The sequence below is a fragment of the Actinoplanes sp. NPDC049316 genome (assembly GCF_040677315.1).
Taxonomy (GTDB): Bacteria; Actinomycetota; Actinomycetes; order Mycobacteriales; family Micromonosporaceae; genus Actinoplanes.
The window spans coordinates 1-10,924 of the sequence record NZ_JBFAQM010000045.1 but is presented as its reverse complement, the minus strand read 5'-3'; the positions used below and the strand labels follow the sequence as shown (position 1 = coordinate 10,924).

Genomic DNA, 10,924 nt, shown 5'->3' with positions numbered 1-10,924 from the left:
GGGTCCTGCGCCGGTGCACGATCATCACCCGAGCCGTCCCGCTGCTGACGAAGGACGAGGAATGAAGGTCATCATCTTCGGCGCGACCGGCATGGTCGGCCAGGGCGCGCTCCGCGAGAGTCTGCTGGCGCAGGACGTGGACGAGGTGCTCGCGGTGGTGCGCAAGCCGACGGGCGTACGTCACCCCAAGCTGACCGAGATCACGCTGGGTGACTTCGCCGACCTCACCCCGATCGACGACCGGCTCGACGGGTACGACGCGTGCTTCTACTGCCTCGGCATCTCGTCGGCCGGCGTCGACGAGGCGACGTACACGCGTGTCTCCTACGACTATCCGGTCGCGGCGGCCCGCACGCTCGCGAAGCACAACCCCGGCATGACTTTCATCTACGTCTCCGGCGCGGGGACCGATGTGGACGGCCGGGCGATGTGGGCGCGGGTGAAGGGCCGCACCGAGCTGGAGGTCATCAAGCTCTTCAAGCACGGGTACGGCTTCCGCCCCGGGTTCATCCAGCCGACGCACGGCGCGACCTCGAAGACCCGGTTGTACCGCGCTGTCTACACGGTGATGGCCCCGCTCACCCCTTTGCTGGTCCGCTACCTGCCGCGGTACGCGACGACAACCGACCGGCTCGGCAAGGCGATGCTGCGCGCGGCTCGTACGGGCTTCCCGACCCGGATCGTCGAGAACACCGACCTCCGCTAGCGCCGGGTTCCCGCGCGCCCGCCCCCGTGCCCGGCAGGTCTCGATCGTCGTGGCGGACCCCGACGCCTGCCCCGCCGTCAGAGTCGCGGGCCGACGCGCCGACCACCACAGCGCCGAATGCCAGCACCATGCCGGCCACCTGCGGCGCGGAGAGCGCCTGCCCCAGCGCCGCCCAGCCCAGCGCCGTCGCGACCAGCGGTGACAACAGCGCGAGCAGGGAGACCCGCGTGGCCGGCAGGCGGTCCAGGCCGCGGAACCAGACCGTGTACGCGAGCGCGGTGCCGACCAGCGACAGATACGCGTACCCCGCGACGTTCGCAGCCGTCAGCGCGGGCGGTGGCCCCTCCAGCACGAGCGTCAGCGGCGCCAGCAGCAGGCCGCCCGCCGTCAGCTGCCACGCCGTCACGGTGAGCGGTGAGACGCCGGGCTGCCCCCACCGTTTGGTCAGCACGATTCCGAGCGCCATCGAGGCGGTGCCGGCCAACCCGGCGGCGATCCCGATCGGATCCAGGCGCGCGGTCGCGGTGAGAACGGCGAGGGTCACTCCTGCCGCGCCGGCGACCGCGCAGAGAACCGTACGCATCGACACCCGTTTGCGCAGCACCAGCACCGTGAGGCCGGCGACGACCAGGGGCTGCGCCGCACCGAGCACAGCCGCCATGCCGCCGGGCAGCCGGTAGGCGCTGACGAACAGCAGACCGAAGAAGAGCCCGATGTTGAGCGTCCCGAGCACCACGGAACGCCACCACCAGTCGCCGCGCGGCAATCGCCGGGTCAGCGCCAGCAGGAGAAGACCCGCGGGCAGCGCCCGCAACGCCCCGCCGAGGAACGGCCGCCCCGCGGGGAGGAACTCGGTCGTCACCACGTACGTGGTGCCCCATGCGACAGGGGTCAGGGCGGTCACGAGCAGCACCGGCGAGCGCATGGCATTACCTCCACGTCAAGTATCTCGACATCAAGAGACTCCGCCACGGTTTTCTTCTTGTCAAGAAGTTCGACGTCGAGATAATGGTCGGGTGAGCACCACCGACGGAGTCGACCGGATCATCGACCAGTGGCGCGCGGAGCGCCCCGACCTGGACACCACGGCGATGGCCGTGTTCGGCCGGATCTTCCGCCTGTCCCGCCTGGCGGGCGACGCGGTGGAGCAGGCGTACGCGCCGTACGGGATCGGCCGCCCCGAGTTCGACGTCCTGGCGACCCTGCGCCGCGCCGGCGAGCCGTTCCAGCTCTCACCGGGAGCCCTGGCCGCGTCGATGATGCTCAGCACCGGCGGCACGACCGCCCGGCTCGACCGGCTCGAGCGCGCAGGCCTGGTCGTACGCCTGCCGTCGCCCACGGACCGGCGCAGCGTCCAGGTCCAGCTGACGACGAAGGGCCGCGACGTCATCGACCAGGCGGTCGGCGCCGGTCTCGCCGAGCAGCGGCGGCTGCTCTCGCATCTGCCGCCGGGCAAGCAGAAACAGCTCGCGGACCTGCTTCGCGAGACCCTCGCACCCCGCGGCCTCTGACGAAGGCGGCCGGCGCCAAGAGTGGACGGCCTGGAAGGCGCTCGGTGCGGAAACAGGCAGGCTCGCCGATTCCGGTCGCGCGCAAACGGGCCGCGCGGACGCCCGCGCTCCGCGCGAGACGGTCAACCGGAGGCCCGAAAGCCGACCACGGCCGTTTGCCGGACGACCAGGCGCCCGCGCAGAAGCCGGCTCAGGAAGCCCCGTGCCCCTCCGGCACGACCTCCTCGGCCTTCGGCGGGGGCGGAGGTGTGCCGTCCCCGAACGGCCGTCCGCCCAGCTTCTCCCGCCCGTGCTCGCTGAGCCAATTGCTCAGATCCGGGCCCACCGGCACGATCCCGGTCGGATTGATGTCCCGGTGGACCTCGTAGTAGTGCCGCTTGATGTGGACGAAATCGATCGTGTCGCCGAAGCCGGGCGTCTGGAACAGGTCCCGGGCGTACGCCCACAGCACCGGCATCTCCGTGAGTCTGCTCCGGTTGCACTTGAAGTGCCCGTGGTACACCGGGTCGAAGCGCACCAGGGTCGTGAACAGCCGGACGTCCGCCTCCGTGATCGTGTCCCCGACCAGGTAGCGCTGCTGAGAGAGGCGGTCCGTGAGCTTGTCGAGGCGGTCGAAGAGGCGGTGGTACGCCTTCTCGTACGCCTCCTGCGAGCCCGCGAAGCCGGCCCGGTAGACGCCGTTGTTGACGTCGGCGAAGACGTACTTGTTGATGTCGTCGATGTCGTTGCGCAGTTCCGGCGGGTAGAGCTCCGGCGCTCCCTCGCGATGGTGGTCGGCCCATTCCATCGACAGGTCCAGGGTCATCTGCGCGAAGTCGTTGGTGACCACTTCGCCGGTCGGCACGTCCACGATCGCCGGGACGGTGATGCCTTTGTCGTAGCCCGGGTAGCGCTTGAAGAACGCCTCCTGGAGCCGTTCGATGCCGAGCACCGGATCGCGGCCGCCGGGGTCCAGATCGAACGTCCAGCTGCGTTCGTCGTGCGTCGGGCCCGCGATTCCCATGGAGAGCACGTCCTCCAGGCCGAGCAGCCGGCGCACGATGATCGCGCGGTTGGCCCACGGGCAGGCGCGGCTCACCACCAGGCGGTAGCGGCCCGGCTCGACCGGATAGCCGTCGCGGCCGTCGGCGGTGATGCGGGTGGCGATGTAGCGCTGGTCGCGGCTGAACTCGCCGGAGGTGGAGACGTAGGCCATGTCGTCATCTTCCCCGCGTCACGGGATTTGAAAAGCGGAAACTGTCGTAGCCGGGTGGTGGGTACAGATCGCTGCTCACGCCGAGGCCGGGCACGGAGAGCCAGTCGCCCGGGGGCTCCTGAACGGCTCTCCGCGCCCTGCAGCCTGCGCGAGTGGTCACTCTCAAAACCGGGTCAGTCGCGGGCGCCGGTCAGGTGCGGGCGCAGCACCAGGATCAGACCGAGGGTGGCGTACCCGACGAGCAGGTGACCGGTGCCGACGAAGCGGCCGGCCGTCGCGCCGAGGATGCCCATGGCCGGGACCGTCACGACCGCCCAGCTCTCCGCGACCAGCGGCCAGATGCGGGCGAGACCCGTCCAGCGGCCCGCGAAGGCGATCTTCACGCCGATGATGAACATGCCCAGCATCGAGAGCGGCCAGAACGCGTCCAGCACGCTCAGCCAGGCGTCGTCGCGGAACGCGGGCACGAACCCGTGGGCGACGGTCCAGAGCGTGGCCAGGGTGAGCAGGCCGTACTCGACGCGGAGCATGCCGCGGGACACCCGCGACGTACCCGTGGCCCCGGTCCGGAGCTGGAGCGTGACCAGCGCGAACAGCGAGGCCTGGAAGGGCAGGGCGCCCAGGTCGTTGACCGTGATGCTGAGGTTGTCGGTGGCCTGCGGGCTGAACGCGGCCATCGCGGCCGCCCAGATCAGCGCGCCGCCGGCGACGGCGAAGCCGGTCCGGCGTGCCCGCCGCAGCGTCGCCGGCGCCGGCGACGGCGTGGTGTCGTCGGTCCGGGCGGGGGCCGGCGTGGTGGTGATGCTCATGTCGTTCTCCCTGCGGAAGTGGAGGTCGTCGGTGACGGGGAGAACTTTTCCGGGGAGGCGTCCCGGGCCGGCAGGGCCGCGCGCCCCCGGGCCCGTCCCGAAGCGTGTCCCGGGAAATCCGGGACACCGGTCCTCGGGCGTACGGGACACCTGCGCTGCGACGATGACCCGGTGACATCGCAGGCACCCGCGCGCCGGAGCGCCGCCCCGACCGTCGTGGGCGTCGCCGCCGTCGTCCTCACGCTCGCCGCCCTCGCCGGCGCGGCCGCTCTCGACGCCGCCGTACCGGCGTCGCATCGCGCCGTCGCGCGGCTGGACCTCGGCTGGGTAGCCGCGGTGTCCGGGGTCGCCCTCGCCGTGCCCGGTGCGTTGCTGCTGCGCCGGCTGCCCCGGCATCCGGTCGCGTGGGTGCTCGTCGTCACCGGGGTGCACTGGGCGTACGACGGGCTGGCCTGCGCCTGGCTGGCGTACGCGACCCTGCGGCAACCGGCGCTGCCCGGCGCGGCCGCCGCGTTCTGGATCTACCAGCGGCTGGGTGCGGCGCTGCTGCTGTCGCTGCCGCTGATCCTGTTGCTCTACCCGGACGGCCGGCTGCCCCGCGGGCGCTGGCGTACCGCCTCGATCGCCGGCCTGGCCAGCACCGCCCTGCTCCCGGCCGTCCTGCTCTTCGCCCCCTCGGACGTCGCACAGGCCGACGCCGGGGGACCGCTGCCCGCGGCCTTCGCCGGGCTGAACCTCGACCCGGCGAGCCTGCCGTTGCCGGACGGGGTGTGGCGGGTGCTGCTCGCCGTCGCCGGGGCGCTCGTGCCGCTCAGCCTCGTCGTGCCGTTCGTGGTGGTCGTGGGCCGCTACCGCCGCTCCGCGGGTGACGCCCGCCGTCGTGCCCGGATGCGCTGGCTGCTGTGGGCCGCGCTGGTCGACGTGCTGGTGATGGTCTCCACCATCGTGCTGCCGCAGGGTTGGACGTCGGTGGCCCTGACCACGGCCGTGGCCCTCACCGGCGTCGCGCTGGCGATCGGCATCATCGCCCCGCAGGCCGTCGACATCGACCGGCTGCTGGGCGGCACGGTCCTGTACGCCGCCATGGCCGTCTCCGTGCTCATCGTCGACGCGTGCGTGCTCGGCGTCGCCGGTGCCGTCCTCGGCGGGCGGCTCGCCGAACGCGACGCCGCCGTCCTGGCCCTGCTGCTGGTGACCGCCGTCTACGGGCCGCTGCGCCAACGGCTGTGGCTGCTCGTCCGGCGGCTGGTGCTGGGCCGCCGCGACGACCCGTACGACGTGGTCGCGGGCCTGGCCGAGCAGCTCGAGCACCGCGACAGCCCGGAGGAGCAGCTGGTCGCCGTGGCGCGCAGCGTCGCCACCGCCTTTCGGGTGCCGTACGTCGCCGTCGAGGTGGACCGGCCGGGCGGCGAGAGCGTCGTCGCCACCTACGGCACCGCGCCGGACCGCGTGCAGGTGCTGCCGATCGCGTACCGGGGTGAGACCGTGGGCCGGTTGCTGCTGCCGTCGAAACGGGCGTCGCTGTCGGCCCGCGACCAGCGGTTGCTGGGGGACATGGTGCGGCAGGCGGCGATCGCCGCGCGGACCGCGTACCTGGCCGGGGAGCTGCAGCGCGGGCGGGAACGCATCGTCGCCGCGCGCGAGGAGGAGCGTCGCCGGCTGCGACGGGATCTGCACGACGGTCTCGGCCCCACCCTCGGCGGCGTGGGCCTGCGCATCGACGCGGCGCGCAACCTGGCCGCGCGCAAGCCCGAGGAGGCCGACACGTTGCTGCGCCAGGCCCGCGAGGACGTCACCACCGCGGTCGCGGACGTCCGGCGGCTGGTGCACGATCTGCGGCCGCCGGCCCTGGACGACGTCGGCCTGCTGGGCGCCGTACGCCAGCAGGCAGAACGTCTCCGCGCGCCGGGCCTGGCCGTCACGGTCGACGGTGACGACCTGGCGGGGTTGCCCGCGGCGGTGGAGGTCGCGGCGTACCGGATCGTCTCCGAGGCCCTGACGAACGTGGCCAAGCACGCCCGCGCGACCTCGGTCCGCGTGCTGCTGACCCGGGCGGCGGACGAGCTCGTCGTCGAGACAGCCGACGACGGCGCCGGCATCCCGGCCGGCACCCCGACCGGAGTGGGCCTCGTGTCGCTGCGTGAGCGCGCCGCCGAGCTGGGCGGGGACTGCCGGATAGAGTGCCCGGACGGCGGCGGCACGGTGGTCACGGCCCGCCTGCCGCTGGGACTGGAGGGGGCGCATGGGTGAGGCGATCCGGGTGGTCGTCGCCGACGACCACCCCGTCTTCCGGGACGGGCTGGCGATGCTGCTGGCGTCCGTCGACGGCATCGAGGTGGTCGCCACGGCCGCCAACGGGGCCGAGGCGGTGGCCGCCGCGACCCGGCTGCTGCCCGACGTGGTCGTGATGGACGTGCAGATGCCGGAGCTCAACGGCGTCGAGGCCACCCGGCGGCTTGCCGCGGAGGCGCCGGGCGTGGGCATCGTGGTGCTCACCATGAGCGAGGACGACGGCACGGTCTTCGCGGCGGTCCGCGCGGGTGCCCGCGGCTATCTGGTGAAGGGCGCCGAGCAGGAGGAGATCGTCCGCGCGATCACCACGGTGGCGTCCGGCGGCGCGGTCTTCGGGGCCACCCTCGCCGCCCGCATCGCCCAGTTCTTCGCGGCCGGGCCGCCGACGCCCACCACGGTCTTCCCGCAGCTGACGGCGCGGGAACGGGAGATCCTCGAGCTCCTGGCGGCGGGCCGGTCCAACGCCCAGATCGCCGCGGCGCTGTTCCTGTCGCCGAAGACCGTGCGCAACAACGTCTCGAACGTCTTCGCCAAGCTTCAGGTCGCCGACCGGGCCGAGGCGATCGTGCGGGCAAGAGACGCGGGTCTCGGGCGGTAGAACCGGGGTTTCTGGCAGAGTTGACGAATGGCTGCCAAGATCCGTACGTACCTGGCCCGCTGGACCATCTACGTCCCGATCGTCGCGGTGGTGGCCCTCGTCCTGACCTGGGGCCGCGAGCTGCCGCCGGCCCTGGTGATCATCAGTGCGATCCTGCTCGCGGGCGCCGTGCTCGCGGCCGTCCACCACGCCGAGGTCGTCGCGCACAAGGTCGGCGAACCCTTCGGCTCGCTCGTGCTCGCCGTCGCCGTCACGGTCATCGAGGTCGCCCTGATCGTCACCCTGATGATCAGCGGCGGCGAGAAGACCCAGTCGCTGGCCCGCGACACCGTCTTCGCGGCCGTCATGATCACCTGCAACGGCATCCTCGGCCTGTCCCTGCTGGTGGGCGCGCTGCGCCGGCGCATCGCCGTCTTCAACCCGGAGGGTACGGGCGGAGCGCTGGCGGCGGTCGCCACGATCGCCGCGCTCAGTCTCGTCCTGCCGAGCTTCACCACCAGCCGGCCGGGCCCCCAGTTCTCCCCGGCCCAGCTGGGTTTCGCCGCGGTGGCCTCCCTCGGCCTCTACCTGCTCTTCGTGACCGTGCAGACCCGCCGGCACCGCGACTACTTCCTGCCCATCACCACCGCGGGCGAGGTGATCGACGCCGAGGACCACGTCGACCCGCCCACCGGCCGCGCGGCCCTGACCAGCCTGGGCCTGCTGCTCGTCGCGCTGATCGCGGTGGTCGGCCTCGCCAAGGGCGTCTCACCGTCCATCGAATCGGCGGTCGAGGGCGCCGGCCTGCCGCAGTCCGTGGTCGGTGTGGTCATCGCCCTGCTCGTGCTGCTGCCGGAGACCATCGCGGCGGTCCGCGCGGCCGCCCGCGACCGCATGCAGACCAGCCTGAACCTGGCCCTGGGCTCGGCCATGGCCAGCATCGGCCTGACCATCCCGGCGATCGCGATCGCGATGATCTGGCTGGAGGGGCCGCTGCTGCTGGGGCTGGGCGGCACCCAGATGGTGCTGCTGGCGCTGACGGTGGTGGTCGGGACGCTCACGGTCGTGCCGGGCCGGGCGAACGTGCTGCAGGGCGGCATCCACGTCGGACTGCTGGCGGTCTTCCTCTTCCTGGCCGCCAGCCCTTAATCGCTATCGGTCGCTCCTCGCCCTCCACCGGGTGCAGGCAAACGTGGAGCCCGTAGGGGAGGCCTCGGCGTAGTCGAACAGGATCACGAAGTCGTACGGGCCACCCGGCCAGCGGACCGCGATGCGTTCGCCGCGCTCATGCAGCTTCTCCAGGTCCCGGCCGGGGGTCATCGGTCGGCCCACCGCGAGCGGGCGGCCTGGCCCGGGGTGAGGAGCGGCGTGTCCCGGACTTGTCGCCGGACAGCGACGGGAGGGACCTCTGGCAACAGCTCGGTGGCCGCCTTCAGCACCCGCTGCCGGGCCGCCCGCTGTTCGACCTCCTCGGCCGCCCGAGCCGCATCGAGCACCGCCTGTTGTTGCCGCTTGGACCACCTGGTCAGTAGCCAGGTCCGCCGCCGGTGTCGCGTCACCGTTCCGCCTCCCTCACTTCCGGTGCGTCCATCACACCGGGCCGACCGCCTGGCGTAGCGCCGCCTCGGTGAGGCTGAGCAACGGGCCGGGCCGCTTGGTCTGCCAGGAGAGGTGTCCGCGCATGGACAGCGCGGTGGCGGCCAGGTCCAGCCGGTTGGCCCCCAGGGCGGCGCCCAGGGCGCGGCCGTAGAACTCGCCGGCCCCTGGAGATTCCCGGTCGCCGCGTGGAGCCAGCCCGCGAACTGGGTCCACTGGCCGAGCTGATCGACCATCGCGAGGCGGTCCCGGTCGCGCACCTCGTCCGCGAGCGAGGTCACCAGGTCCACGTGGGCCAGCACCGGCGGGAGCACGGCTGCCGCCCCGGTGGTTGTCCTCCAGCCGCCGGAGCCCGGCGAGGATCACGCTCAGGTGGTCAGCCGACCCCGGCTCGGGGTGGAAAGGGTGCGCGGCGGTCCAGGACAGCCGCTCGTCCTCGTCGGACAGCGGGAGGTCTACGCCGAGCACCAGGCCCAGGCGGGCCGCCGTCTCGGGATTCGGTCGGCGGCGACCCGTCTCCAGGTCGTGGAGGTACCCGCGGGAGTAGTGCACCTGGGCGGCCAGCTCGCGCAGCGACAACCCGGCGGCCCGCCGGGTGGCGCGGAGCTGTTCATGCCACATGGAAGCACCCCGCACGCTTGACACTCGAGGTCGACGATACGGCCACGCCCGAACAGCCGGCACGCCTGCAGGGTTGACGTTCAACCGTCAGGCCGGGAGCACTCCTGCCAGCCGCGTCTCCGGCTCGGATCCCCGCGTCGCGGGGACCGTGCCGGCGGTGCCGGCTTGGGGACGGCTCGCCGTCCCCGTGTGCGACCGCCGGCTCAGGCCGACTCGCGCCGCACCAGTGTCGGCTCGTAGATCACCGACGACACCCGCATGGTCGCGTCGTCGATGCGGGTCATCAGCAGCCGGGCGGCCTCGGCGGCCATGTCCTCGAGGGGATGGCGGATCGTGGTCAGCGCCGGGTTCGCCGCCACCGCCGCGCTGCTGTCGTCGAAGCCGACCACCGCGACGTCGCCCGGCACCTCGCGGCCGGCGGCGCGCAGGGCGAGCAGGGCGCCCAGCGCCATGAGGTCGTTCGCGACGAAGACGCCGTCGAGGGTGGGGTGGGCCGCGAGCAGCTCGCGCATCGCCACCTCGCCGCTCACCTGGGTGAAGTTGCCGATCGCCTGTGGCACCCACGCGTGCCCGTGCCGCGCCATCGAGCGGCGGAAACCGGCGATGCGGTCGCTGCTCGCCGGCACGTCCGCCGGACCGGAGATCATGCCGACGAGCTGACATCCCCGGCCGACCAGGTGGTCGGCCGCGAGGGACGCCCCGGTGTCGTTGGCGAGGTCCACATAATTGATCGGTACGGGGTCAGCCGGCCGCCCGATCATCACGGCGGGCACGCCCGCGTCGGTGAGCATCCGGGGTAGCGGATCGTGGGCCGGCAGCGACAGCACCACGACGCCGTCGGCCTGACCGTGCCGCAGGTCGCCGACGAGCCGGGCGCGCTGCTGCTCGGTGCCGACGATCTGCAGGGCGAGCTGGATGCCGGCCGCCCGCAGCACGCTCATCAGCCCGCCCACGACCCGGCCGAAATACGGGTCGGCGAAGAACCGCCCCATGAACGGATCGTCGTCGTGCGACTCGGAATCGGACACCACCAGCGCGATCGTCCCGGTGCGCCGGGTGACCAGCGACCGGGCCAGCCGGTTGGGCACGTACCCGGTGCGTTCCACGGCGTCCCACACCACGGTGTGCAGCTGGGGATCGACGTTGCGGATCCCGTTGACCACTCGGGAGACGGTGGCCCGGGAGACCCCGGCGACCCTGGCCACGTCCTCCAGGGTGGGCAGCCGCTCCCCGACGGGCACGCGCCCGCTCGTGGCGGTCATCGGGCGGGGGTCCGGGTCTGCATGCAAGCTTTATAGCACAGGTTGGAGAGCGCTCTCCGACACCGCGCGCCGCGGGCGTCCACGCGGTGGCCCTGAGCGTGCGAAGGTTCCGGAACCGACCGCGTATTGACGTCCATGTACCGGGGGCGTAAGACTTCGGAAAGCGCTCTCCAACCCGTTCCTCCGCCGAGCACCCGGTGTCCCCGCACCCCGGCCCGGCGTCGCGCGGTCGTGCCCGGACCCCGCCGGGCCCGGCGGCCGGCGGCCGGCGCGCGCCGCCGCCCGCCGGGACCGGGGGGGCCCCCCAGCCCCCCCCCCCCGAGGGGTGGTCGGGGTGGATGAGGGTGAAAAGGTC

The 10,924-nt window shown here is 72.9% G+C and carries 9 protein-coding genes and 1 pseudogene; 5 read left to right on the top strand and 5 right to left on the bottom strand.

Annotation, left to right across the window (positions count from 1 at the left end; translation table 11 throughout):
• Window positions 1-61 precede the first annotated feature (61 nt).
• Window positions 62-706 (top strand): NAD(P)H-binding protein, encoded by a 645-nt coding sequence (locus AB0K03_RS38655; RefSeq protein ID WP_364696293.1) that lies wholly within the window; start codon window positions 62-64, stop codon window positions 704-706.
• Window positions 707-818: 112 nt separating this feature from the next.
• Here AB0K03_RS38655 and AB0K03_RS38650 read toward each other — a convergent pair.
• Window positions 819-1,631 (bottom strand): annotated as a pseudogene (locus AB0K03_RS38650) (EamA family transporter); the annotation flags it as partial.
• A 91-nt stretch (window positions 1,632-1,722) separates the two neighbouring features.
• On the opposite strand from AB0K03_RS38650, the gene AB0K03_RS38645 reads away from it, so the two are divergent.
• Complete coding sequence (locus AB0K03_RS38645; protein ID WP_364696290.1) at window positions 1,723-2,217, top strand: MarR family transcriptional regulator; 495 nt, start codon at window positions 1,723-1,725, stop codon at window positions 2,215-2,217.
• A gap of 190 nt (window positions 2,218-2,407) precedes the next feature.
• Here AB0K03_RS38645 and AB0K03_RS38640 read toward each other — a convergent pair whose 3' ends face one another.
• Together AB0K03_RS38640 and AB0K03_RS38635 are read right to left on the bottom strand one after the other, a co-directional pair.
• A complete protein-coding gene (locus tag AB0K03_RS38640) occupies window positions 2,408-3,412 on the bottom strand; it encodes a glutathione S-transferase C-terminal domain-containing protein (RefSeq protein WP_364696287.1) in 1,005 nt (334 codons plus the stop codon).
• A 173-nt stretch (window positions 3,413-3,585) separates the two neighbouring features.
• Complete coding sequence (locus AB0K03_RS38635; RefSeq protein WP_364696284.1) at window positions 3,586-4,221, bottom strand: hypothetical protein; 636 nt, start codon at window positions 4,219-4,221, stop codon at window positions 3,586-3,588.
• 171 nt (window positions 4,222-4,392) lie between these two features.
• On the opposite strand from AB0K03_RS38635, the gene AB0K03_RS38630 reads away from it, so the two are divergent.
• The 3 genes from AB0K03_RS38630 to AB0K03_RS38620 are packed head-to-tail and all read left to right on the top strand — an operon-like array spanning window position 4,393 to window position 8,239.
• Entirely contained in the window at window positions 4,393-6,471 is a 2,079-nt protein-coding gene (locus AB0K03_RS38630; protein WP_364696281.1) for a sensor histidine kinase, read from the top strand.
• Window positions 6,464-7,111, top strand: a complete 648-nt coding sequence (locus tag AB0K03_RS38625; RefSeq protein ID WP_364696278.1) for a response regulator transcription factor — start codon at window positions 6,464-6,466, stop codon at window positions 7,109-7,111. The genes AB0K03_RS38630 and AB0K03_RS38625 overlap by 8 nt, the downstream gene beginning before the upstream one ends.
• Window positions 7,112-7,138: 27 nt before the next feature.
• Window positions 7,139-8,239 (top strand): ionic transporter y4hA, encoded by a 1,101-nt coding sequence (locus AB0K03_RS38620; protein ID WP_364696275.1) that lies wholly within the window; start codon window positions 7,139-7,141, stop codon window positions 8,237-8,239.
• Window positions 8,240-8,680: 441 nt separating this feature from the next.
• Here the strand turns inward: AB0K03_RS38620 and AB0K03_RS38615 are convergent, their stop codons facing one another.
• Window positions 8,681-9,307 (bottom strand): helix-turn-helix transcriptional regulator, encoded by a 627-nt coding sequence (locus AB0K03_RS38615; protein ID WP_364696272.1) that lies wholly within the window; start codon window positions 9,305-9,307, stop codon window positions 8,681-8,683.
• Between the two features lie 203 nt (window positions 9,308-9,510).
• The gene (locus AB0K03_RS38610; RefSeq protein WP_364696269.1) at window positions 9,511-10,569 is read right to left on the bottom strand and encodes a LacI family DNA-binding transcriptional regulator; all 1,059 of its coding nucleotides are present in this window, start codon (window positions 10,567-10,569) and stop codon (window positions 9,511-9,513) included.
• Between the last annotated feature and the right edge of the window lie 355 nt (window positions 10,570-10,924).

Excerpts from the sequence above, each read along its gene's own strand:
- AB0K03_RS38655 (WP_364696293.1), top strand. The coding sequence starts at position 62 with ATGAAGGTCATCATCTTCGGCGCGACCGGCATGGTCGGCCAGGGCGCG.
- AB0K03_RS38640 (WP_364696287.1), bottom strand. The coding sequence starts at position 3,412 with ATGGCCTACGTCTCCACCTCCGGCGAGTTCAGCCGCGACCAGCGCTAC.
- AB0K03_RS38635 (WP_364696284.1), bottom strand. The coding sequence starts at position 4,221 with ATGAGCATCACCACCACGCCGGCCCCCGCCCGGACCGACGACACCACG.
- AB0K03_RS38625 (WP_364696278.1), top strand. The coding sequence starts at position 6,464 with ATGGGTGAGGCGATCCGGGTGGTCGTCGCCGACGACCACCCCGTCTTC.
- AB0K03_RS38620 (WP_364696275.1), top strand. The coding sequence starts at position 7,139 with ATGGCTGCCAAGATCCGTACGTACCTGGCCCGCTGGACCATCTACGTC.
- AB0K03_RS38615 (WP_364696272.1), bottom strand. The coding sequence starts at position 9,307 with ATGTGGCATGAACAGCTCCGCGCCACCCGGCGGGCCGCCGGGTTGTCG.
- AB0K03_RS38610 (WP_364696269.1), bottom strand. The coding sequence starts at position 10,569 with ATGACCGCCACGAGCGGGCGCGTGCCCGTCGGGGAGCGGCTGCCCACC.